This window comes from Vibrio owensii (assembly GCF_002021755.1).
GTDB lineage: Bacteria > Pseudomonadota > Gammaproteobacteria > Enterobacterales > Vibrionaceae > Vibrio > Vibrio owensii.
Genome location: NZ_CP019959.1, coordinates 26,939 through 52,544 on the forward strand (window position 1 = coordinate 26,939; position 25,606 = coordinate 52,544).

At 44.0% G+C, this 25,606-nt stretch carries 17 protein-coding genes; 14 read left to right on the forward strand and 3 right to left on the reverse strand.

Features of this window, described 5'->3' with window-relative positions; genetic code table 11:
- Window positions 1-17 precede the first annotated feature (17 nt).
- Entirely contained in the window at window positions 18-1,814 is a 1,797-nt protein-coding gene (locus A9237_RS00105) for an ABC transporter ATP-binding protein (RefSeq protein WP_039840874.1), read from the reverse strand.
- A 92-nt stretch (window positions 1,815-1,906) separates the two neighbouring features.
- Here A9237_RS00105 and A9237_RS00110 point away from each other — a divergent pair, with 92 nt between their 5' ends.
- The 14 genes from A9237_RS00110 to rmf all read left to right on the forward strand — a co-directional run bounded on the left by A9237_RS00110 (window position 1,907) and on the right by rmf (window position 23,073).
- Window positions 1,907-2,380: a GAF domain-containing protein gene (locus A9237_RS00110; protein WP_009706131.1), complete on the forward strand. Its 474-nt coding sequence runs from the start codon at window positions 1,907-1,909 to the stop codon at window positions 2,378-2,380.
- A gap of 98 nt (window positions 2,381-2,478) precedes the next feature.
- The gene (proQ, locus tag A9237_RS00115; protein ID WP_020197434.1) at window positions 2,479-3,105 is read left to right on the forward strand and encodes an RNA chaperone ProQ; all 627 of its coding nucleotides are present in this window, start codon (window positions 2,479-2,481) and stop codon (window positions 3,103-3,105) included.
- Window positions 3,106-3,122: 17 nt separating this feature from the next.
- Window positions 3,123-5,117, forward strand: a complete 1,995-nt coding sequence (prc, locus tag A9237_RS00120) for a carboxy terminal-processing peptidase (RefSeq protein WP_078606996.1) — start codon at window positions 3,123-3,125, stop codon at window positions 5,115-5,117.
- Window positions 5,118-5,326: 209 nt separating this feature from the next.
- Window positions 5,327-5,992 carry a hypothetical protein gene (locus tag A9237_RS00125; protein ID WP_078606998.1) on the forward strand — a complete coding sequence of 222 codons (666 nt, stop codon included), beginning with the start codon at window positions 5,327-5,329 and terminating at the stop codon, window positions 5,990-5,992.
- A 232-nt stretch (window positions 5,993-6,224) separates the two neighbouring features.
- A complete protein-coding gene (pepN, locus tag A9237_RS00130) occupies window positions 6,225-8,831 on the forward strand; it encodes an aminopeptidase N (RefSeq protein ID WP_078607001.1) in 2,607 nt (868 codons plus the stop codon).
- Window positions 8,832-8,897: 66 nt separating this feature from the next.
- Window positions 8,898-9,116 (forward strand): DUF2835 domain-containing protein, encoded by a 219-nt coding sequence (locus tag A9237_RS00135; RefSeq protein WP_078607003.1) that lies wholly within the window; start codon window positions 8,898-8,900, stop codon window positions 9,114-9,116.
- 199 nt (window positions 9,117-9,315) lie between these two features.
- Complete coding sequence (locus tag A9237_RS00140) at window positions 9,316-14,157, forward strand: NAD-glutamate dehydrogenase (protein WP_078607006.1); 4,842 nt, start codon at window positions 9,316-9,318, stop codon at window positions 14,155-14,157.
- A gap of 304 nt (window positions 14,158-14,461) precedes the next feature.
- Window positions 14,462-15,472: a quinone-dependent dihydroorotate dehydrogenase gene (gene pyrD / locus A9237_RS00145; protein ID WP_005440069.1), complete on the forward strand. Its 1,011-nt coding sequence runs from the start codon at window positions 14,462-14,464 to the stop codon at window positions 15,470-15,472.
- Window positions 15,473-15,641: 169 nt separating this feature from the next.
- Complete coding sequence (locus A9237_RS00150) at window positions 15,642-16,184, forward strand: cell division protein ZapC (protein WP_078607008.1); 543 nt, start codon at window positions 15,642-15,644, stop codon at window positions 16,182-16,184.
- A 512-nt stretch (window positions 16,185-16,696) separates the two neighbouring features.
- Window positions 16,697-18,820, forward strand: coding sequence for a bifunctional 23S rRNA (guanine(2069)-N(7))-methyltransferase RlmK/23S rRNA (guanine(2445)-N(2))-methyltransferase RlmL (gene rlmKL, locus A9237_RS00155; RefSeq protein WP_078607010.1), 2,124 nt, complete (start codon window positions 16,697-16,699; stop codon window positions 18,818-18,820).
- 27 nt (window positions 18,821-18,847) lie between these two features.
- Window positions 18,848-19,090: a glutaredoxin family protein gene (locus tag A9237_RS00160; RefSeq protein WP_153303187.1), complete on the forward strand. Its 243-nt coding sequence runs from the start codon at window positions 18,848-18,850 to the stop codon at window positions 19,088-19,090.
- On the forward strand, window positions 19,068-20,987 hold the full coding sequence (locus A9237_RS00165; RefSeq protein WP_078607014.1) for an ABC transporter ATP-binding protein: 1,920 nt from the start codon (window positions 19,068-19,070) through the stop codon (window positions 20,985-20,987). The genes A9237_RS00160 and A9237_RS00165 overlap by 23 nt, the downstream gene beginning before the upstream one ends.
- Before the next feature lie 7 nt (window positions 20,988-20,994).
- The gene (locus A9237_RS00170; protein WP_078607016.1) at window positions 20,995-22,728 is read left to right on the forward strand and encodes a DUF3466 family protein; all 1,734 of its coding nucleotides are present in this window, start codon (window positions 20,995-20,997) and stop codon (window positions 22,726-22,728) included.
- 171 nt (window positions 22,729-22,899) lie between these two features.
- Window positions 22,900-23,073: a ribosome modulation factor gene (gene rmf, locus A9237_RS00175; protein WP_005532367.1), complete on the forward strand. Its 174-nt coding sequence runs from the start codon at window positions 22,900-22,902 to the stop codon at window positions 23,071-23,073.
- A gap of 153 nt (window positions 23,074-23,226) precedes the next feature.
- Here rmf and fabA read toward each other — a convergent pair whose 3' ends face one another.
- Complete coding sequence (gene fabA, locus A9237_RS00180) at window positions 23,227-23,742, reverse strand: bifunctional 3-hydroxydecanoyl-ACP dehydratase/trans-2-decenoyl-ACP isomerase (RefSeq protein WP_005440057.1); 516 nt, start codon at window positions 23,740-23,742, stop codon at window positions 23,227-23,229.
- 70 nt (window positions 23,743-23,812) lie between these two features.
- Entirely contained in the window at window positions 23,813-25,453 is a 1,641-nt protein-coding gene (locus tag A9237_RS00185; RefSeq protein ID WP_078607018.1) for a S16 family serine protease, read from the reverse strand.
- Window positions 25,454-25,606: the final 153 nt, after the last annotated feature.

Sequence of the window (25,606 nt, forward strand, 5' to 3'; positions counted from 1 at the left end):
TCTCTACATAGAATGGTTTAAGCGTGGGACTGAATGCCCCCATACAAGGTTTGATATAAGCCTTCTTGCTCAACGAGCTCACCATGGGTTCCTGTTTGCGTCACTCTTCCATCTTCAAGCACATAAATCAAATCGGCTTGTTTCACCGCAGATAAACGGTGGGCAACGATTAAAGTAGTTCGACCGCGTAAGAATTCAGTTAACGCCTTATGTAACGCCGCCTCTGTCGCGGTATCCAATGCAGACGTTGCTTCATCTAGGATAACAAATTGTGGGTTACTCAGCACCATGCGTGCGATCGCTAAACGCTGACGTTGGCCGCCTGACAAGCGGATACCATTACGCCCAATCTGTGTATCCAAACCGTGACTCAGTTGAGAAATGACGTCTTGCAGCTGAGCCACTTCTAGGGCTCGCCACAGTGACATTTCATCGAAGTCGCCACCGAGGGTGAGATTATGCCTCAAGGTGTCATTAAATAGTATAGGTTGTTGTAAAACCACGGCAATTTTGTCGCGTATCACTTCAAAACTAATGTCATCGGTCAGTTCATCATTAAAACGGATAGAACCTGCGTTTTGACGGTAAACACCAATCAACAGTTGAATCAGCGTGGATTTACCACCGCCACTTGCACCGACTAGGGCCACCTTCTTACCGGCAGGAATGTGCAAAGATAGATCGTCCAACACTTTGTTTTCGTTGTTGTATGAAAAATCGACATGTTCAATTTTTACATCAACTTCTCGATTTTCTTTGAAAGGATTTACTTTCGAAACAGGTCTATGTTCTTCTTCCAATTCTAATAGGTCGTTAATACGCTTAAGCGCCGCTTTCGCACTGTACCAAGAGAATTGGATGCCCAAGAGTTCTTGTACCGGAGATAACATAAACCACAGGTAACCAAACACAGCAAAAATTTGACCGATGGTGAGGTCACTGAACATCACCATTAGCATGGCAACGGCGCGGAATAGCTCAAAACCAATGAGAAAAAGAAGAAAAGAGACGCGACCAGCAGCTTCTGATTGCCAAGCGTATTTGTCGGCATCGATACGAACTTGGTCGGCACTGCCTTTGAGCTGCTGTAAGAATTCGCGTTCTTTGTTCGCTGCTCTCAATTGGTAAATGCCATCAAGCGTCTCAACCAGACGATTTTGGAAAATCTCAAAAGAGTGGTTTTCCTTACGCTTTAGGTGTTTCACCATACTTCCCAATTTACGAGAGAAGTAGATAACAATAGGGTTCACCAGAAGGATAAATAGACCGAGTCGCCAATCGAGCCAAAGCAGAACAATGGCAGTACCAATCACGGTTAGAAAGCTAATAATGAATTTCGCTAACGTAGAACCAATAAATTTATCAATGGTCTCAATGTCGGTGATAAGGTGAGCGTTGATGCCGCCGCTGCCTTTGGTTTCGTACTGACGAATGCTAATACGACCAAGTTTGTCGATCATCTTGCTGCGCATTTCAAAGGTGATGGTCTTTGAAACCAGTGTGAATTGTCGACTTTGAAGAATGTTGAAAGCTTGGCTGCCTGCTCGCATGAGTACAACCAAAAAGAGAGTAAAGAAGATATAACCCGTAGGTGTATGCCACGCCTCAGGTAAAACCGCGTTCATCGCTGCAAGGCCAGATGCCGGTTTGTCCAATAAGACTTCATCCACCATCAGAGGCATAAGAAGAGGGATTGGAACACTAATCAAGGTCGCAAGTACGGCTATCAAGTTCGCTAGAATCAGCTTGGACTTGTGCTTTTTCACTTGTGTTATCAACCAAGAACGGCTAATAGTGTCGTTTTTCGGATTCATTGTAATTGAGAATAAGTCCTATTAAAAAGTAGGGCTGCATTGTAACGCCATACGATAAGAATGGAAGCCTAAATAAAAAGTAGGAAGTTAATATGAACATAGAACAATACCAAAGACTTACCAAGCAAGCTGTTGCGCTGATCGAATCAGAAAAAGACTACATTGCAAACTTAGCGAACATTAGTTCTCTACTATTTATGGAGCTAGACGATCTAAACTGGGCTGGCTTCTACCTTAAGAAGGGAGACGAACTGGTTCTTGGTCCTTTCCAAGGCAAGCCAGCATGTGTTCGCATTCCAATGGGGCGTGGTGTCTGTGGTACGGCTGCACAAACTAACAGCGTACAAAGAGTATACGATGTACATGAGTTTGAAGGTCACATCGCTTGTGATGCAGCGAGCAATTCAGAAATTGTGATTCCTTTTACTATCAATGGGGAAGTGGCTGGCGTGTTGGATATTGATAGTCCAAATATCGGCCGATTCAATGAAATTGACGAAGAAGGTCTCACTCATTTTATGGTTGAAGTAGAAAAGCTGCTTAATTCGCACGCTAACGACGCATAAATTCGCCCTCGAGTGTGGTTTTTCCTTGGCATGTCACTATAATACGAGAATATTTTTTCTTAATGCTTCGCGGAAATCCGCTCAAACCAGGAACCCTCATGACTGAAAAGTTAAAAAACAGCAAAGAAGTTATCGCATACATTGCTGAATGTTTCCCTAAGTGCTTTACTTTAGAAGGTGAAGCAAAGCCTCTGAAAATTGGTATTTTTCAAGATCTTGCGGAACGTCTAAATGAAGACGAAAAAGTAAGCAAAACTCAGCTTCGTGCAGCGTTAAGACAGTACACTTCATCATGGCGTTACCTACACGGTGTAAAACCAGGTGCAGTACGTGTTGATCTAGATGGCAACCCATGTGGCGAGCTAGAAGAAGAACACGTAGAACACGCTAAAGCGACACTTGCTGAAAGCAAAGCGAAAGTTCAAGCTCGTCGTAAAGAACAAGCTCAGAAAGCTCGTGAAGAGGGTAAGGCGAAAGCGAAACCTGCGGCTAAAAAGCCTCAACAGCCTCGTCGTGCTAACAAACCAAAAGTACAAAAAGAAAGTAAGCCTGTAGAAACACGCGCGCTAAACGCTGACGAGATCACAATAGGCAACGCAGTAAACGTGAACATGGGCAAAGGAAACATGGCTGCGACCATTGTTGAAGTCAATAAGGAAGATGTACGTGTTCAACTTGCTAACGGCCTACAAATGGTTGTGAAAGCGGAGCACTTGCGCGCATAAGGGAGATACTCCTACGCATGAATTGCCGTTCAAAAGTGACACTGATTGCTGCTAGCTTCTGGCTAGCAGCATCAGCTCAGGCTCTAGAAGCCAAACTAAACAAAGATGATTTGCCGGTTCTTGCTCCTGAAGTTCAGCATGAAACAGCCAGCAAGCGAGTGACTTCTCGATTTACCCGCTCTCATTATAAGCACTTCAATCTGAATGATGATTTCTCCAAAGCGATCTTTGAACGCTATGTAGAAATGCTTGATTACAATAGAAATATTTTTACTCAAGCCGATATCGATTCTTTCAAAGATTGGTCAATTAGCCTTGATGATCAGCTTAAAGCTGGCAACAACAAGATTGCATTTGATGTTTATAACCTTTCGATGCAGAAGCGTTTTGACCGTTTTGCCTACGCACTGACTCTACTCGATAAAGAAATCAAGTTTGATACTGACGAATCTATCGAACTGGACCGTTCTGAAGCCGCATGGCCTAAAAACGAAGCCGAGCTAAATGAGTTATGGCGTAAACGCGTTAAGTACGATGCTCTAAACCTTAAAATGACTGGTAAAGAATGGCCAGAAATCAAAGAGGTTTTAGAGAAGCGTTACAACAACGCGATGAAACGCATTACGCAAACTCGCAACGAAGACGCTTTCCAACTTTACATGAATGCTTTCGCTCGTGAAGTTGATCCGCACACTAGCTACTTATCTCCTCGAAATGCAGAACAATTCCAATCAGAGATGAATTTGTCTCTTGAAGGTATTGGTGCCGTACTTCAAATGACCGATGACTACACAGTGATTCGCTCTTTGGTTGCCGGCGGTCCTGCTTCTAAGAGCAAACAGTTGGGCGAGGGTGACCGCATCATCGGTGTTGGTCAAGATGGCGAAGAAGTTGTCGATGTCATTGGTTGGCGTCTTGACGACGTCGTTCAGTTAATCAAAGGCCCTAAGGGAACCAAAGTTAACTTACAAGTCTTGCCAGAAGGTAAAGATGCAAAGAGTTACGTTGTCACTATTGTTCGTGACAAAGTTCGCTTAGAAGACCGCGCGGTTAAATCTGAAATCATCGAGAAAGACGGTAAAAAGATTGGTGTTCTTGAAGTTCCAAGCTTCTACGTTGGTCTCTCGAAAGATACAGACAAACTGCTTTCTGAACTAAAAGCCAAGAACGTTGATGGCGTGATCGTTGATTTACGAAACAACGGTGGTGGTGCACTGACAGAAGCAACTGCTTTAACAGGTCTCTTTATTAAAGAGGGTCCAGTTGTTCAAGTTCGTGATAGCTACGGACGTATCAAAGTAAATGCAGATACCGATGGCCAAATAAGTTACGACGGCCCGCTCACTGTATTGATCAACCGTTACAGTGCTTCAGCGTCTGAGATCTTTGCGGCAGCAATGCAGGATTATAACCGTGCGATTATTCTTGGCGAAAACTCTTTCGGCAAGGGTACCGTTCAGCAACATCGTTCACTGAACCATATCTACGATCTTTTCGATAAAGAGCTTGGTTATGTTCAATACACGATTCAGAAGTTCTACCGCATTGATGGTGGTAGTACTCAGAACCGTGGTGTTGCACCAGACATCGCTTATCCAACGCCAGTTGAACCAAGCGAAACAGGTGAAAGTGTTGAAGATAACGCGTTGCCTTGGGATAGCATTGATAAAGCAAAATATCAGACGTTCCCAAGCAATGACGCTCTTGTGACTCAACTGACTGAACTTCACAACAAACGTATCGCAGATGAAATGGAATTCCGCTTCATCAAAGAAGATATTGAGAAGTACCGTAAAGAGAAAGACGATAACTTATTGTCTCTTAACGAGAAAATTCGTGAAGATGAATCGGATAAAGCCGAGGCTCTACGTCTAGAGCGCATCAATGAACGTCAAGCTGCAATGGGTAAAGAACCATTCAAAACGCTTGATGATGTGCCAAAAGATTACGAAGCACCAGACGTTTATCTAGATGAATCCGTTGCTGTTATGGTTGATATGCTGAAAAGCTAATAATTCAGTCATAATGACTAACAATTCTGTGTATTAAGAGCGAGTCATAGCGACTCGCTCTTTTTTTATGTGTATTTACCACTATGTTCAAACTGAATTCGGTGAATCCTACGCTTAATTTTCTCCAACAAATTACGTGATGTAGATCAAATATTTCGCGAAAACGAGATCTAGCACCTAAGCTAAAAGAAAACGATAAGGATACCGTTATGAAATGGTTCATTATTTTACTTAGCTTTTGCTGCTTTAGTGTTTCTAGTGCGGAAACCAACAAGGAAGACGAACTCAGTCACTTCGATACCCCGTTTTTGATCGGCGACTGGTATCTGATGAATCCCAACCCGGAAGAATCATCAGAGAGTTTCCGTGCTATCAAACTGACTTTGGGTTCTGATTACACCTTCTCGATCGATATACAGAAAAAAGACTACTCAATAGACCATTGGGAAGGGATGTATAACGCCAATGAAGACACCATTGTTCTTGGTTTGAATACAGACGAACCGCAAATTTATGCATATCGAAACAATCACAACACACTAGATTTGAACGGTGTGACCTTCACAAAAGGACTATCAAATGCGCTTGCTGGCATTTGGTCCAGTTCACAAGTCGGTGGCGATGGTATGCTCGCCAATAACATCAATCAGATGGATTTGATTCTACAACCTGACTTTGTGTTCATGTTCCGTGTCGCGAACGACGAAGGTGAGGAGTCTGTTAAGCAGGGCGTGTTCTATACCGAGGGGGAACATTTGGTTCTTTTGTATGAAAACGGTGAACATGGTACTCGCTACGTACTCAATCAAAATGAGCTTACGATTAAGGATTCCAACGGGGATATGTACGCGGTTCTCAACCGAGTGACACCCTAAATGATTCATCATCATTATTTCACGCTAGTTTATTAATAGTGAAATGTTCTGATGTTGATTAAATGTTAAACAGAAAGCGGAGCTAAGCCACTAAAAGCTCCGTTTTTTTATAGAAAGACTTGTATTCTGATACCACAACCCCTAAAAATAGCTTATATCGTGATACCAGTAAGAGGTGTTTGAGCCTCTAGTCCTGGTATTTTTGTGGTTCTATATACAAGGATTTATGGACATGTCTCAAGCTCCCCAAGCGAAATATCGCAAAGATTACAAATCGCCATCTCATACCATCACGGACATTGACTTGACGTTTGATCTTTATGACAACGACACGATCGTCACAGCAATATCAAAAGTAGTTCAAAAGGGTGAATCAACCACATTGGAACTCGACGGTGAAGGGCTAGAGCTACGCTCCGTAAAAGTGAATGGTGAAGATTGGGCTCACCATAAAGTAAAAGAAGCCTCTTTAGTGCTTACCGATTTGCCTTCGGAATTTGATTTAGAAATCATTACCAAGATCGATCCAGAAGCAAACACGGCACTTGAAGGTCTTTACAAATCAGGTGGTGCGTTTTGTACGCAGTGTGAAGCAGAAGGCTTCCGTCGCATTACTTACTATCTAGACCGTCCAGACGTTCTTGCGAAATACACAACAAAAGTGATCGCAGACAAAGCTGTGTATCCATACCTATTGAGCAATGGTAACCGCGTCGCTGAAGGCGAGGCAGAAAATGGTCGTCATTGGGTTCAATGGCAAGACCCACATCCAAAACCAGCTTACTTGTTTGCATTGGTAGCTGGTGATTTTGATGTACTACGTGACAAATACACAACCACATCAGGTCGTGAAGTAGACCTAGAAATCTTTGTCGACAAAGGCAACCTAGATCGTGCTGGTCATGCGATGACTTCACTTATCAACTCAATGAAGTGGGATGAAGACCGCTTTGGTCTTGAGTATGACCTAGATATTTACATGATCGTGGCCGTTGATTTCTTCAACATGGGCGCGATGGAGAACAAAGGTCTAAACATCTTCAACTCGAAGTTTGTCCTCGCGAATGAAAAAACCGCGACTGACCGTGAATACCTTGGTATTGAGGCGGTAATCGGTCACGAATACTTCCACAACTGGACGGGTAACCGCGTGACTTGTCGTGACTGGTTCCAACTGAGTTTGAAAGAGGGCCTAACGGTATTCCGCGATCAAGAGTTCTCATCTGATCTTGGCTCACGTGCAGTAAACCGCATCGACAATGTTCGCATTATTCGCGGTCCGCAATTCGCGGAAGATTCAAGCCCAATGTCACACCCAATTCGTCCGGATAAAGTTATTGAAATGAATAACTTCTACACGCTAACCGTGTACGAAAAGGGCAGCGAAGTGATCCGCATGTATCATACGCTACTTGGCGAAGAAGGTTTCCAAAAAGGTATGAAACTGTACTTCGAGCGTCATGATGGTACTGCAGCAACGTGTGAAGATTTCGTTTCTGCAATGGAAGACGCAACAGGCGTTGACCTTAAGCAATTCCGCTTATGGTACAGCCAGTCGGGTACGCCAACACTTCGTGTAAACAGTGAATACAATGCGGAAGCAAAAACTTACGCACTAACGGTTGAGCAATTTACTGAAGCAACGCACGACCAATCAGAAAAACAAGCGCTACATATTCCATTCGATATTGAGCTATACGCGCAAAATGGTGACGTGATTCCACTGGTTATCAACGGTGAATCGGTACACAACGTTCTGGATGTGAAGCAAGACAAGCAGACTTTCGTATTCGAAAACGTCGCAGAACAACCAGTCCCATCATTACTTCGTGAGTTCTCTGCGCCGGTTAAGTTGGAATACGATTACAGCGATGATGAACTGATCTTCTTGATGAAGCACGCAACGAACGATTTTGCGCGTTGGGATGCGAGCCAAATGCTGCTAGCGAAATACATTCGTCAAAACGTAACCAACGTTCAAGCGGGTGGTGAGGTTAAGTTGTCTGAAGGCTTAATCGATGCATTCCGTGGCGTGTTACTTGATGCGAATCTTGAGCCAGCGTTTATCGCACAAGTTCTGTCTTTGCCTTCAATTAACGAAATCACTGGTTGGTACAAGCAGATTGATATTGATGCGGTAGATACGGTTCTGAATAGCATTACAGCGTCACTTTCTAAAGAGCTAGAAGATGAACTGAGTGCTACTTACCACGCACTGAACCAAGCAGAGTACAGCATTGATCATGACGCTATTGGTAAACGAGCTTTGCGTAACCAATGTCTGCAGTTCCTAGCTCATACTGAGAAGGGTAACGAACTAGCTAAAGCGCAATACGAGTCATCAAACAACATGACTGATACGATTGCGGCAATGAGTGCAGCAAACAATGCGCAACTTGCATGTCGTGAAGCCCTAATGGCGGACTACAGTGACAAGTGGAAGCACGATGGTCTGGTTATGGACAAATGGTTTGTTCTTCAGGGCAGCAACCCAGTTGAAAACGCACTTGAGAAAGTGAAAGAAACCATGAGCCACGAAGCATTTAGCTTGAAGAACCCGAACCGTACGCGTAGCTTGATTGGTTCTTTCTTAAACGCAAACCCAGTGCGCTTCCATGATAAATCAGGCTCTGGCTACCAGTTTGCTGGTGAGATCCTTCGTCAGTTGAACGATACCAACCCACAAGTGGCGTCTCGTATGATCGATCCTCTATTGAAGTTCCGTAAATACGATGAAGGTCGCCAAGCCCTTATCCGCGCAGAGCTTGAAAAGCTTAAAGCGATGGACAATTTAGCGAAAGACCTATTCGAAAAAGTGACTAAAGCACTAGACGAATAATCGACAAAAGAATAGGGTGGTCGTTATGATCACCCTAGTTTTTTGTTCTGACAATAATCCATTCTCATGAACCAGTATTACTTCTCTCTCAACATCTCTTATCAAACATTTCTTTCACACTATTCCGGTGCCGCAAGCTCGGTACAAGTCATAACTGACAATGGTTTGAGAGTGCAACTAGATGCATCAAAATTCAGACCATTTCTTAGTCAATTAGGCGTTAGAGGTCGTTTTAGACTCACAACTGACCAAAATAATAAGTTTCTAAAGTTAGAAACTCTGTGATGCCTGATATTCCTAGTGAGTTAAACAGGAATCTTAGTCACATAATCAAACATTTCACCTCTTACCACTGCGAATTTTTGTTAAACATTTGTAATTATGCTTTTACAATAAGTGCATGCATTACCTATGCTTAGTTTCGAGGCTAAAACCCGAAGTTAAGTCCCCCTACAAAACAACAATTCTAATGTGGAGTGTGAATATGACCGCGCGTGAAAATGTAGTGCCGGTTCTGCTTGAAAAGGTATACCAACTAATTCAAGACAAACTCGAGCTTTCTCACCAACCGCTTGTAACTAAACTTGCTCAACACTTATTTAGCAACATTGCTGATGATGACTTGATTCAGCGAAATGAATCCGACCTTTATGGTGCCGTTGTTAGCCTGTGGCATCATATCAATGAAAAGAAACCAGAAGATATTTCTGTCAGGGTATTCAACCCGACTGTCAGCCGCCAAGGTTGGCAATCAACTCACACTATTGTTGAAATTGTTGTACCGGATAGCCCGTTTTTGGTGGATTCCATCAAGATGGCGCTAACGCGACTCGACCTTGTTTCTCACTTGATGCTCAACAACCCAACACAACTAGAACGCGATAAGAAAGGGCAAGTGACGGATGTAAATGGCGAGGGCGGTGTTCTTCAATCTCTATTCCACATCGAAGTAGACCGTTTAACCAGTAAAGATGAAATGCAAGCGCTGAAAAATGAGTTGCTAACCATCTTATCAGACACGCGCCTAGTCGTTGATGACTGGAAGCAAATGGTTGAAAAACTTAAAATCGTTACTAACGACCTTGAGAAGAATAAAGATCGTGTTTCAATGAAAACAGATCGTTTAGATGAAACGATCGAATACCTACGCTGGTTAGGGGATCATAACTTCACCTTCATGGGCTATAAGGAATATGATCTTGTTAGTGTCAATGGTGACACTGAACTCCAGCCGGTGAAAGAGAAAGGCCTTGGCATGTTTGCTGATGACAGTCGTGTTCGCAGCATCAAGCTTTCTGAACTGTCAGACTCTGCGCGCCTTGAAGCGAAAAAACCTTATGCGCTGATCATCACTAAGGGCAATCAAGCATCTCGTATTCATCGCCCAGCGTACACTGACTACATTGGTGTTAAGAAATTCGATAAGAACGGCAAAGTGATTGGTGAGCACCGTTTCACAGGTCTTTACACTTCTGCGGTATACAACCAAGCCGTACAAAGTATTCCTCTGATCCGCGAGAAAGTGGATCGTATTCTAGAAGCGAGTGGCTACCGTAACGGATCTTACTCGTACAAAGCCCTGCACAACATCCTAGAAAACTATCCACGTGATGAACTGCTTCAAGCTCGTGAAGAAGAGCTATTAGAAGTGGGGATGGGCGTCGTACAAATGCAAGACCGTGACTTGTTACGTCTATTTGTTCGTAAAGACCCGTTTGGCCGATTTTTCAGCTGCATGGTTTATGTGACAAAAGATCGTTACAACACCGAGCTTCGCCGCCAAACACAACGTATTCTTAAGCAGTACTTTGGCTGTGAGCAAGAAGTTGAATTCACTACCTTCTTCTCAGAGAGCCCGCTGGCGAGAACCCATTACATTGTTCGTGTAGACAATAACAACATTGATGTAGACGTGAAAAAGATTGAGCAGAACTTAATGGAAGTATCGACTTCATGGGATGATCGCCTAAAAGAATCCATCATTGCTAACTTCGGTGAAAGCAAAGGTCTTCCGCTTTCGAAAGAGTACATGAGCGCATTCCCACGTTCATACAAAGAAGACATGATGCCTGGTTCTGCGGTTGCAGACATCGAACGTCTTGAAGCATTAAGCGATGATAATAAACTCGGCATGTTGTTCTACCGTCCGCAAGAAGAGGCGGCAGAATCGAAAGCGGTGCGCTTAAAGCTATACCACCGCGACGAGCCAATTCACCTGTCCGACGTGATGCCAATGTTGGAAAACCTAGGCTTACGTGTGATCGGCGAATCTCCATATGAGATCGAAACCAACAATGGTCAAACGTTCTGGATCCTTGATTTCTCAATGCTGCATAAGAGCGACAAGACCGTTGATCTTCGTGAAGCTCGCGATCGTTTCCAGCAAGCATTTGCTGCAATTTGGGCAGGAAATTTAGAGAGTGATGGCTTCAACCGCTTGTTGCTTGGCGCTTCACTGTCTGGTCGTGAAATTTCTATTCTTCGTGCATACGCTCGCTATATGCGCCAAGTTGGCTTCCCATTCAGTCAACAATACATTGAAGATACCCTTAGCCATTACCCAGATTTGGCAACAGGTCTGGTGAATCTTTTTACTAAGCGATTCGATCCAAAACACAAGGGCAGTGAAAAAGGTCAGAACGATCTTATCAAGAAAATAACCGAGCAATTGGATCGTGTTGAAAGCCTAGATGATGATCGTATTATCCGTCGCTACATGGAAATGATCACGGCAACGCTACGCACTAACTACTACCAGTTGGACGAAAATAAACAGCCTAAACCTTGGTTATCATTGAAGATGAAGCCAAGCGAAATCCCTGATATTCCTCAGCCAGTGCCTGCGTTTGAGATCTTCGTTTACGCACCGGATATCGAAGGTGTGCATCTACGAGGCGGTAAAGTCGCACGTGGTGGTTTGCGTTGGTCGGACCGACAAGAAGATTTCCGTACGGAGATTCTTGGCCTAGTTAAAGCACAGCAAGTTAAGAACACGGTTATTGTACCTGTAGGTGCAAAAGGTGGCTTCGTATGTAAACGTCAGCCAACTCTAACTAACCGTGATGAAATCTTTGCTGAAGGTCAACGTTGTTACAAACGTTTCATTCGTGCGCTTCTTGATGTTTCCGATAACATCATCGAGGGTGAAGTTATTCCGCCGAAGAGTGTGGTTCGTCACGATGAAGACGACCCATACTTGGTTGTTGCAGCCGATAAAGGTACAGCGACGTTCTCTGATTTGGCGAACTCTGTATCGGATGAGTACAACTTCTGGCTAGGTGATGCGTTTGCATCAGGCGGGTCTAACGGTTACGACCACAAAGCAATGGGTATCACTGCTAAAGGTGGTTGGGAATCGGTGAAACGCCACTTCCGTGAAATGGGCATCAACTGTCAAACCACTGACTTCACCGCAATTGGTGTTGGTGATATGGCGGGTGACGTATTTGGTAACGGTATGCTGCTATCTAAGCACATTCGTCTACAAGCTGCGTTCAACCATATGCACATCTTCATTGATCCAAATCCAGATTCAGCCACCAGCTGGGAAGAGCGTAATCGCTTGTTCAATCTACCACGATCAAGCTGGGAAGATTATAACGCCGAGTTGATCTCACAGGGCGGTGGTATTTTCTCTCGACGCTCTAAATCGATCCAACTGACGCCTGAAATCCAAAAAATGTTGGGCACTAAGAAAGCGTCTCTTGCGCCAAACGATCTGATTAAGATGATCCTACAAATGGAAGTGGATCTACTTTGGAATGGTGGTATCGGTACTTACGTTAAAGCTTCTAGCGAGACACACACTGATGTTGGCGACCGTGCAAACGACGTACTTCGCATCGATGGACGTGATTTGAAAGCGAAAGTCGTTGGTGAAGGCGGTAACTTGGGTATGACTCAGCTTGGCCGTATCGAGTACGCAACCACAGGTGGTCGTGTAAATACTGACTTTGTTGATAACGTTGGCGGCGTAGACTGTTCGGACAACGAAGTAAATATTAAGATCTTCTTGAACGGCCTTGTATCAAATGGCGATTTAACGGTTAAACAACGCAACCAGATTCTTGAATCGATGGAAGACGAAGTGGGCGAAATCGTATTGGACGATGCATACCGTCAATCTGAGTCGATTTCGGTGACTGAACAACAAGGTGTTGGCATCGTTAAAGAGCAAATCCGCTTTATTCACACTATGGAAAAAGCAGGGTACTTGGATCGTGCTCTTGAGTACATTCCAGATGATGAAACCTTGATTGAGCGAGAAAAACAAGGTCTTGGTCTGACACGTCCTGAGCTTTCGGTGCTTGTGGCTTACGGCAAGATGGTTTTGAAAGAGCAATTGGTTGCTGACGAAATAGCAAATGATGAATTCCATGGAAAACAGTTAGTTGCTTATTTCCCAAGCGAGTTACGCCGTAACTACAAAGATCAGATGGTAAATCACCCGCTGCGTGCTGAAATCATCGCAACAGCGCTGGCAAACCAAATGGTTAATGAAATGGGCTGTAACTTCGTGACTCGTCTTCAAGAAGAGACGGGCGCGAGTGTGGTTGATATTGCGAACGCTTACAGTGCGACGCGTGAAATCTTCGAACTGGAAGATATTCTTAAGCAAACCCGTGCACTTGATAACGTTGCAACCGCAGAAGCACAGTATGAGATCATGTTCTACGTGCGTCGCGCATTGCGTCGTATCTCTCGTTGGTTACTTCGCAATCGCAGCGGTAAGAGCACGGTAACTGAGCTTGTTGCACTATATAAAGACGATGTTCACACGATTACTGAAACTCTAGACACCATGCTAGTTGCATCAGAAGTGGAAGAGCATAACGAACTTGCTCAGAAATGGATTGAGCGTGGAGTAGAAGAGAAACTTGCGCACCACGTAGCTCGTCTATCTAGCTTACAATCAGCACTGGATATATCTTCAGTAGCGAGCGAAACGGGTAAAACGGTTGAACAAGCATCTAAGCTTTATTTCAACCTCGGCGACCGTTTATCACTTCATTGGTTCTTGAAACAGATCAATAGCCAAGCAGTCGATAACAACTGGCAAGCCTTAGCTCGTGCGGCATTCCGTGAGGATCTTGATTGGCAACAACGTCAACTGACTGCTCAAGTTCTAACTTGCGGTTGCTCAACAGAAGATCTAGATGTGATGCAAGCACTCGAAGATTGGATGACCACAAATGAACTGTCATTGCATCGTTGGGAGAGTATCTTGAATGAATTCAAAGTTGGTTCCGTCCATGAATTCGCTAAGTTCTCTGTAGCACTTCGAGAATTGGTTCTACTTAATCTGAATTGTTCTTCGAACGAATAGGGTAAGTGACTTTGACAAAGGCCTCGCAATAGCGGGGCTTTTTTATGTTTAAACCATTTCAATTAACCCAAATTAGTGACGTCGTAACATTGATTTTAAGTTTTCATGACATGAAATCGTTTGCTTTTAATGAAAAAGCTAGCAATTTTGTGTAGGAGAACTAGCGCTAATCGACTGTTTTTAAGAATAAAACTAAAATAAGAGGCTCAATTTTGCTGAATTCATTCATTTTCATTGAATTGCATTGGAAAACAGTAAATAATATTGACCCGTTTACACGGGGCTTTTTTCTTTCGGAGGCACAATGCTTTACCGTCTAGCCAGAACTGGCTTTTTCCAACTTGATGCCGAAAAGGCACATGATCTTGCAATCAAAAACTTCCAACGCTTTAACGGCACTCCTCTCGATCTTTTCTATCGTCAACAATTACCAAATCGTCCAGTAGAATGCATGGGGCTTACATTCCGTAACCCAGTGGGTCTTGCTGCTGGTTTGGACAAAAACGGCGAATGCATCGAAGCGTTTGACGCTATGGGCTTTGGTTTTGTCGAAGTTGGTACTGTTACGCCTCGCCCTCAACCAGGGAATGACAAGCCACGCTTGTTCCGCCTAGTTGAAGCGGAAGGTATCATCAACCGTATGGGCTTTAACAACCTAGGTGTGGATCATCTGGTTGAGAATGTGAAAAAGGCAAAATACAACTGCGTTCTTGGTATCAACATTGGTAAGAATAAAGACACACCAATTGAGAACGGGGCAGAGGACTACCTGATTTGTATGGAAAAAGTGTACGAGTACGCTGGTTACATCGCCGTGAACATCTCGTCACCAAATACACCAGGACTTCGTTCGCTTCAGTACGGTGAAGCGCTAGATGAATTGCTAGCTGAACTCAAAGCGAAACAAGCCGAACTTGCTGAAAAACACGGTAAGTACGTACCACTTGCGCTAAAAATTGCACCGGATTTGAGCGATGATGAAATCAGCCAGATCTGTGAGTCTCTAATTAAGAACAACATTGATGGCGTTATTGCAACCAACACAACACTGGATCGCACAGTCGTTGAAGGTATGAAGCATGCAAACGAAGCGGGTGGTTTAAGTGGACGTCCGGTTCAATCTCGTTCAACAGAGGTTGTTCGCAAACTTCACGAAGAACTCGGCGACAAACTTCCGATCATTGGTGTCGGTGGTGTTGACTCTTACGTTGCAGCAAAAGAGAAAATGATGGCAGGCGCGCAACTTGTTCAGGTTTACACTGGTTTTATCTACCACGGACCTGGTCTCGTACGCGATATTGTTAAAAATCTATAAGATCAATCGCTAAATCGTTGAGAAATCGACGCTTGTTACTAAAAAAAGAGGAATTCGTTTCCTCTTTTTTTTTGTCCGTTCGTTTGTAAAATTTAAAAATCATGAGTAGGTAATTAAGCGTCTTACCTCTTATTACTGATTAACTAGTCACAAACAAGAGAACGGAATAATGCTTAAACCCAGCGACAAATGGAATTGGTATTTTGACGAGCAGAAAGCTTGCCTAATGCTGGATTTAGGGGAGGAAATGATTTTCCAAACCAATCTATGCCGAAAGCTGTTGGTCAATTGTGCCTTCTCAGACAATGAATTCACCGTTGATGACGCAAGCGCGTTCCAAACGTACAACGAACGAATCCGCTGTCTCGACATCAACGAATATCGTCAAGCCGAACTTACGCTTTATTGCGTAGCCGCGAAACGCTTTCATAAGCCAGTCCAACCTAAGAGTTGGTTCTTCGATGCCCAATGCGATGGGCACGAGCCAGAAGAAGGGGACATGGTCTTCCTAACAAACCGATATTCAGAAGGTGTGTTCGTCGTCCTAGAGCCAGGTGAAACATCAAGCCTGTGTGCTTATGTTGGACAGGAAGAGTTCCTACTAGACGGCAACAAAACACTCCAGTTTGGTCAACCGATTAAAGTAATGCATGATCGCATGGTCTGTGCTAATCACTTATTCATTATGGCACCGATGGCGATGGTGGGTTAGTTTCCTTTTGATTTTTTCTTTAATTTCGTTCCTTTGTTTGCATTAATCGACCGTACTAGGTCGATTTTTTTTGCCTAGAATTTTCCAAATCTCTCCTAATACACGCTCCAAACTCACCCCTAGGTGAGGGGGATTTCGTATCTCATATATGAAGCAGCTCACTTTTATTTCACTTTTTTCATTTTAGCGTTTCCTTAAATTAGGCAACTTGGCGCTTAATATTTCATCTTTTATTCCTCTATATGTGCATTTTGTAAGTAAATTACACATCAATGGCGCACTTGGTATATACCAAATTTACAGTAAATAAGTATTCACTTCTTCTACAGAGCTTGTTTTTATTAGGTAGTGAAAAAGAGACTTGTTTCTTGATGACAGGCGTTGTGTTTTGACTTTCAGCAGGAAGGGTTGGTGATGGATTGCGCTAACAAATCTAAAAAGCCTTTAAAAACGAGGCATTGATCGTAAAGTCAGGTATAATCAAAGCCATTTTTTATCGACGAAAGAACACTATGAATCAATATCTCGCGGTAACTTCAAATGGCATGGAAAACTTGCTTGTTGAAGAACTGACTAAACTAGGCATTGAAAACGCCAAACCAGTACAGGCAGGCGTAAAATTTAAAGCAACGAATGAACAGATTTACCGTTGCTGTTTGTGGAGCCGCTTGGCGTCTCGATTTGTACGTGTTTTATCGGAGTTTACCTGTAACGACGACATGGACCTTTACCTGTCAACGTCTGCAATCAACTGGGTAAACCAATTCCATAGCTCAAAGCGCTTTGTGGTTGACTTCAACGGTACTAACCGCGAAATCCGCAACAGCCAATATGGTGCAATGAAAGTAAAAGATGGCATCGTAGACTGCTTTGAGAAGAAAGGACTTCCTCGTCCAAATATCAGCAAAGAGCGTCCAGATATCCGTGTTCATGTCCGTCTACACAAAGATAAGGCAATCCTTGGTGTGGATATGGTGGGTAGTGGTCTTCATCAACGTGGCTACCGTCCAGAATCTGGTCGAGCTCCGCTGCGTGAAACACTAGCAGCAGCTATCGTAATGCGTTGTGGCTGGGATGGTTCTCAACCACTTTTAGACCCGATGTGTGGTTCTGGTACGTTGCTGATTGAAGCGGCAATGATGGCAGCGAACATGGCACCTGGCGTTAAGCGCAAACAGTGGGGCTTTGAAGCACTAGAAGACTTTGAACCAGAGCTTTGGGCAGAGATTAAATCAGAGGCAAATGTACAAGCTCGACGTGGTGTCAAAAAAGTTGACGCTAAGTTTTTCGGCTTCGATAACGACCCGAAAGTACTAAAAGTTGCACAAGACAACGCTCGTAGAGCTGGCGTTGAAGAGCTGATTACATTTGCACAAGGTGACGCGGCAACTATTACTCGTCCAGCAGGTTTCGAAGCTGGCGTTATCGTTTCTAACCCGCCTTATGGTGAGCGTCTTGGTACTGAACCTGGTCTGATTGCCCTATACACAGCATTTGGTGGCCAGCTAAAAGCAGAGTTTGGCGGTTGTAAAGCGTCTATCTTCTCTAGTTCAGATGAGCTACTCAGCTGTCTTCGTATGCGTGCGGACAAACAGTTTAAATTGAACAATGGTGCGTTACCGTGTCACCAAAAGAACTATAGTATTGCAGAGCGTAGCGCTGACGAAGTAAAAGGCGCAGATACTAGCGTTCAGATCGCACCTGACTTCTCAAACCGTTTGAAGAAAAACATTGGTAAGATTGGTAAATGGGCTCGTAAAGAGAAGCTGGATTGTTACCGTATCTATGACGCAGACCTTCCAGAATACAACGTAGCGATCGACGTTTATGGCGATCAAATCGTGATTCAAGAATACGCGGCACCTAAGAACATTCCTGAAGAAAAAGCTAAGCGTCGTTTGACGGACATTATCCGTGCAACGATTCAGGTAACAGGCGTAGAAGCGAACAAAGTTGTACTGAAAGTTCGTGAGAAGCAGAAAGGCCGCAGTCAGTACCAAAAACTGGGGCAAGTTTCAGAGACACTTGAAGTGAACGAGTACGGCGTGAAGCTGATCGTAAACCTGCATGACTACCTAGACACTGGCTTGTTCTTGGATCATAAGATCACTCGTCGTCGTCTTGGCGAAATGGCACAGGGTAAAGATTTCCTTAACCTTTTTGCTTACACTGGTAGTGCAACAGTTCACGCAGCTGTTGGTGGTGCTCGTTCTACAACTACGGTAGACATGTCTAACACGTACCTGAACTGGGCGAAAGACAACATGCAGCTAAATGGCCGTGTTGGTCGCCAGCATCGTTTTGAGCAAGCGGACTGTCTACAGTGGCTTGAGAACGCAAAAGGTGAATACGATCTTATCTTTATTGATCCACCGACATTCTCTAACTCTAAGCGAATGGAAACGTCGTTTGATGTGCAACGCGATCATATAAAGCTAATGACAAACCTTAAGCGCCTGTTGCGTGCTGGCGGTACGATTGTTTTCTCAAACAACAAACGTCACTTCAAGATGGACGAAGCTGGGCTTGCAGAACTGGGCTTGAAAGCGCAGAACATTTCTTCTCAAACTCTGCCATTGGATTTCTCTCGTAACAAACAGATTCACAATTGCTGGCTAGTTACGCACGTAGAATAGGGACGGAACAGTAAAAGGATGTTGAACGTGCTAACACTTTACAGCACTGAAGGATGCCATCTCTGTGAGATGGCGTTTGATCTCGTTGGTCAGATTGGCCTCGCCGAACAAACTCACATCGTCGACATTGCGTTCGACGATGTTCTCTTTTCTCGTTACGGCGTCACGATTCCCGTATTAAAATATCAAGATTCTGAGTTGAACTGGCCGTTTGACTTAGAACAACTCACACATTGGTTGGATAATAATGGCATTACTTACCATACATAACGCACAACTTGCATTTGGTGACCACCCATTGCTAGATAAAGCGGAGTTCGCTCTTCAAGAAAACGAACGCGTTTGTTTAGTTGGTCGTAACGGTGCAGGTAAGTCCACGTTAATGAAAGTGCTTGCCGGCGACATTTTGTTGGACGATGGCAAGATTCAAATCACTCAAGACGTAGTTGTTTCTCGACTTGAACAAGATCCACCACGCAATCAAGAGGGTACGGTTTACGAATACGTATCTGGTGGTTTAGCTGAAATCGGCGAACAGCTTAAGATCTACCATGATCTTCTCGATCTTGTGGCTCAGGACCCAAGTGAAAAGAACATCAATCGTCTTGCTAAGATTCAAGAGCAGTTGGATAACCTAAATGCTTGGCGCTTTGATGACCGTGTCAAGAACGTTCTGGGCGCTTTAAAGCTAAGCCCAGAAACCAAACTGACGGACTTATCGGGTGGTTGGCAACGTAAAGCCGCTCTGGCTCGTGCTCTTGTTTGTGACCCTGATGTATTGCTTCTTGATGAGCCTACTAACCACCTTGATGTAACAACCATCGAATGGTTAGAGAACTTCTTAAAAGACTTCAAAGGCTCGATCATCTTTATTTCTCATGACCGTACGTTCATCAAATCGATGGCCACACGCATCGTTGACTTAGATCGTGGTCAATTGGCGTCTTTCCCTGGTAATTACGATCAGTATCTGAATGACAAAGAAGAGATGCTTCGTGTTGAAGAAATGCAAAATGCTGAGTTCGACAAAAAGTTAGCTCAAGAAGAAGTGTGGATTCGTCAGGGGATTAAAGCGCGTCGTACACGCAACGAAGGTCGTGTTCGCGCCCTTAAAAAGCTTCGTGAAGAACGTCGTGACCGTCGTGAAGTCCAAGGTAAAGTTAACCTTAATATCGACGATGCATCGCGTTCAGGCAAGATCGTCTTTGAAGCAGAGAACATCTCTTTTGCTTTTGAAGGCAAAAAGATCGTGGATGACTTCAGCTTCAACATCATGCGTGGTGACCGAATCGCCCTGATTGGCCCTAACGGCTGTGGTAAGAGCACCGTACTCAAACTTCTACTCGGTCAGTTAGAGACACAGGGTGGCCGTCTACATTGCGGTACAAAGCTTGAAGTGGCTTACTTCGACCAATACCGTGAAATTCTCGATCCTGAAAAGACGGTTATCGATAACTTAGCGGATGGCAAGCAAGAAGTGATGGTGGGTGGCCGTCAACGTCATGCATTGAGCTACCTGCAAGATTTCTTGTTCGCACCAAAACGTGCCCGTACGCCAGTAAAAGCGTTATCAGGTGGTGAAAAAAACCGTCTTTTGCTAGCACGTATCTTATTGAAACCTAACAACTTGCTTATTCTTGACGAACCAACCAACGATTTGGACATCGAAACGTTGGAACTTTTAGAAGAAATGCTTGCCAATTATCAGGGTACGTTGCTGTTAGTGAGTCACGACCGTGAGTTCGTAGACAATACAGTAACAACTAGCTGGATTTTTGAAGGTAACGGCGTAATTGAAGAGTTCGTTGGTGGTTATCACGATGCTAAACAGCAGCGCGATCAAGTTCTTGCTTCACGCAGTCAGGTTGAAAAAGCAACGAAGAAAGAGAAAGTGGTTGAGGAAACTCCCAAAACTACGCAACCTAAGAACAATTCGAAGAAGTTATCGTATAAGCTGCAAAGAGAATTAGAGGCTCTTCCAGCTAAACTAGAACAATTAGAGTCGGATATTGAGACGCTACAAGAACAAGTGAATGACCCAGAATTCTTCACTAAATCTGTAGAACAGACTCAACCGGTATTGGAACAGCTCGCTGCAGTAGAGCAGGAGTTGGAAATCGCATTCGAGAGATGGGAAGAACTCGAAGCAATGCAACAGGACAGTTAAGAATTCAATGAATTGTAGTAACAAATTCAAATTAACCGCCGTCGCGATGATGGTTGGTACAGCAATGAATGCTAATGCAGCATTGTATCAAGTTATTGAAGTAGAACCGGAGTCAAACGGTGATATCGTTAATTACGAGACCGCTTATGGCGTTGCGATTCAGCAAGGTGATGTTCAGGATGTAAGCACTGGTTCACCGTTTGTCCATGGTTGTTTTGATTCCGCAGCTGGTTGTACGCCGGAACAGTTTAAACTTGCGATGGAAACTCGTACAACACCAATCTCTGCAGGTGAGATGGTAGATGGAGTTAGTTATCGCGAAGAAGTTCCGTTTGCAATGGACTCAGGTTTTTATTATGTACAAGAATACGATGACTTTGAGCGCTATTGCTACAATGAACGTCGTTACTCAACGTGCGAATCCTGGGCCTCTGTGCATTGGCAACCATGGAGCAAAGAGTTAGGCAAAGACTTTACAACAAACGCACTAGCGTTTGTTGAGGGTGATGACAGTGCTTACGAAAACAAGTACAACAATGTTATCAACAGCCTTACTGCTGAAGGTAAACCAGTTGGTAACCAGAGTGTGGTAAGCGAGTCGGATTCTTCTGAACTGGAAACACGAAATACTGTTGTTGCACCAGTGATCCCTACGATTATTCCGAGTGACGAAGACGCAACTGTTGTAGCGAGCCGAGCATGGCGCACTGACGGCACATTTACAGTGGGAAGCATCTCAGAACAAGCAAACAATGATAATGGTACACACCATACCTCTAAGGCGGCAATTTGGGATGCAACTGGAACAGTAAGTCAGGTTGATTGGCCTAGTAACACAGCCAAAGATGGCGAGCGCCTCGCTCAGGGTAGTATGCGTGGTGTTATCGAAGATGGAAGTACTGTATACGGTGTCGGTTACAACACTTACTCTGATGACAACTACATGAATGCGACTGTATTTGTAGGTCAGTTGGCAACGCCAGGTGAAATAACGGGTGTAGAGTGGACAAACAAAGTAGTTAGCGGTGCTCAACAGCGTATTGATGGCGATACAGTACACTCAAATTCACGTTTGACCGATGTGAACTCGAACTTTGTCGCTATTGGTGAAGCTAAACGTTCAGGTGCTTATTTGATGCCAACAGGTTCTGCGCCAAATCGTCTTTTTGTTGTCGAAGACGTAAGGACAGATTCTGTTGCCGCAGTTTTTCCTACCACTGAAATCTTCTTTAGTGGTGCAGGTGGTCAAATGGGCGCTATCAACTCATACAATGAGATTGTTGGCCAATTAGATGCAGAAACCACTCGTGAAGATGAAGGTAAGCCTCGTCGTAAACGCGGATTTATTTATCCGTACACGAAGACAGGTGACCCTGTTAGCGCTCGAGCATCAGATTTGTTCGAAGGTAAACCATGGTTCTTGGATAACCTGACAAACGGTGGAGATTTCTCTGCAGACAACAACGCGTTCCGCATAATTAATGCAACAGACATTAACGACGCTGGCGTTATCTCAGCAACCGCAATGAAGTGTGAAGGTGGATATAAGAGTACCGACCATAACGCGTCTTGTGATGGTACTGAAAAGATCGTTGCTGTTAAGTTGATGCCTATTGCCGGTGCTACTTCGGCAGATATCCAACAGAGAAGTATTGAAGACGAGGCTTCTGAGCGCGAAGGTGCTGGCCTTGGTTGGTTGGCTTTGACCATGCTTGGCTTATTCGGGTTCCGTAGAAAATAGTCAGTAATTTTTAAATCAAGCAGAGGCTCACAGAAATGAACCTCTGCTTTTTTTATGCCTTGAGAAAACGCGCAATTTGATCGATTCTTATAAGTGGAGTCATAAAAACTCCATCAAAGTTTCACAGTAACAGTAGTACGTTTGTAAATGGACCTGTATGAGGAATTAACTATGAAGAGACAAAAGCGTGATCGCCTAGAACGAGCTCAATCTCAAGGCTATAAAGCTGGGTTGAATGGAAGGTCTCAAGAGGCTTGCCCATATCAGCAAATTGACGCTCGGTCGTATTGGTTAGGTGGTTGGCGTGACGCCAGAGATGAAAAACAATCTGGTCTCTACAAATAACTCTCCACATACAAACATAAGGATTTGAAAGGGCTCGTTAAGAGCCTTTTCTGCGTTTGGTAGATAGGAGTATAGGTATCTAGATAAAGATAAAGATAAAGATAAAGAAAAGGCCCCTTAAAGGAGCCTTCTTAAATAATTCAGAGTAGGAGACTAGAAGCTTGAAGTGTCTTGGAACAAGCCTACTTTCAGATCTTTTGCTACGTAGATTTCTTTGCCATCTACACAGACACGACCATCAGCTAGACCCATTACTAATTTACGGTTAACAACACGCTTCATGTGGATCTCATATGTCACTTTTTTCGCTGTTGGTAGGATCTGACCAGTAAATTTCACTTCGCCAACCCCAAGAGCACGGCCTTTGCCTTTACCGCCGACCCAGCCTAGGAAGAAACCAACAAGCTGCCACATTGCATCAAGGCCAAGACAGCCAGGCATTACTGGGTCGCCAGGGAAATGACAGTCGAAGAACCAAAGGTCTGGAGTAATGTCCAATTCTGCTAGGATCAAACCTTTACCGAAATCACCTTCAGTCTCAGACATTTTTGTGATGCGGTCCATCATCAACATGTTTGGTGCTGGTAGCTGAGGGCCTTGCGGCCATAGTTCACCTTGGCTAGAAGCTAGAAGATCGTCACGGTTGTAAGAATCACGTTTGTTTTGCATTATCAATTACTCCAATTTTTGATAGCTGCATCTTAGTGAACACGTGTACGCTAAACAACTCCGATCAGTACTAGACAAACCAGTTTTTGATGCGCTCCACAATTCCGACTGGATGCTCATGTCTTTCAAAGTTTTCAATACGTTCAGCAATTTTACCGATGATGCTATCGTCTTCACCACGGAACGGTTTAGACATCAGAATAGGAATCGCCTCATCAACAGTAGAAACTGACCAAATATGGAACTCACCATTTTTAATGCTACTTATGACATCTTTATGTAAAGCGAGATGTTTTAGGTTGGATTTAGGCATAATTACGCCTTGCTCACCTGTAAAGCCTTGGTGTTTACATACTTGGTAAAAGCCTTCAATCTTCTCGTTCAAACCGCCAACGGCCTGTACGCGACCAAATTGGTCTACCGCGCCAGTAACAGCGATCTGCTGGTTGACCGGAGATTCAGATAGGGCACTCACCAAACAACAAAGCTCTGCTAACGAGGCACTGTCTCCGTCGACTTCACTGTATGATTGTTCGAATACGATCGATGCAGAGTAAGGCAGAGGTTCATCTAGGTTCAGAGCAGAACTCACAAACGCTTGCATAATCATCATGCCCTTAGCATGCAGGTTGCCACCAAGCTCTGCTTTACGCTCAACATCTGAAATATCACCATCACCGAAGTGAATAACACAGGAAATACGTGCAGGCTCACCATAAGAGACAGGGTGTCCAGCCATATCAATGACAGTGAGGCCATTAATTTGACCGACTTGTTCGCCAGTCGTTTCGATGATCACTTGTCCATCAAGGATATCGTCTACTGCGCGTTGTGGTAGGTACGATTCACGATAATATTTGTCATCAATTGCCTTATCAATATCATCGAATTCGATCACAGAAGCATTTGAATACTGACTAGCAAGAGCCAGCAGTTGGCTGTGCCACATTACTCCAAGTGGTAAATAGTGTTGATCTTCGGTGTAACGCATACCAGCGAGAATAAGTCTTCTAAACGCTTGAGAGCTCAACGTTGGGTATTGATAGCGTTGACATACCCAATTCACTAGACCGATGTAACTACACAGGCTTTCTTCGGAAAGATGGATATCTTCTTCAACTTCGGTATACATGGTAATACCAGCCGAGAAGTCTTCGTCAATGTACTCAATTTCCGCTAATTGATTGCGATCCCCCGTTATAACAAGCTTTACATCGTACTCTTGGCTGCCAAGCGGCGAAGACGCGATACGATTAGGTGTCAAATTGGCCGGTGCAAAGCTTCCACCTTGAATGGCTGCTTTAATACTTGGCCATCGAGCAGCATTCGCCAAAACTAAGTTTGCTGGAACAATAAGGTAACCACCATGTGCTTTGGCGATTAAACCTGATTCAAATGTTGTTTGCCCATCTAGATTGACGCTATAACGATCGAACAGCTCTTTTGCGTCCAACGATTCTGTAATAACGACAGGAGTAGCTGTCGTCGTTTGCAAAGCGTCACGGATAAATCCGCGATAAACCGAGTTATCCGTGCAGTTAACTAGTAGTATGCGAGTTAGGCCTCTCACATTGACGAATCGACGGATAGTCGCTTCCAGTCTTGGTTGTAAATCAATAAATGACTTTAGCGGGAGTGAAGGAGCGTTGCTCAGAATTTCTTCGTACTGCTCAAAAGAGGGGGTGACATCTTGCCAGTTAACTTGGTTCATTCAAATTCATCGTAATTTAGTCTTGTGCGCATTATAGCGAAACGATGATCAACTCCCTAGTAACAATTTGACCTATCCAAAAATTCTGCAAATTCAGTTGATTAAACCTTCGACAAATGAGTGATCAACATCGATACTTTTATGAGTTTTAAT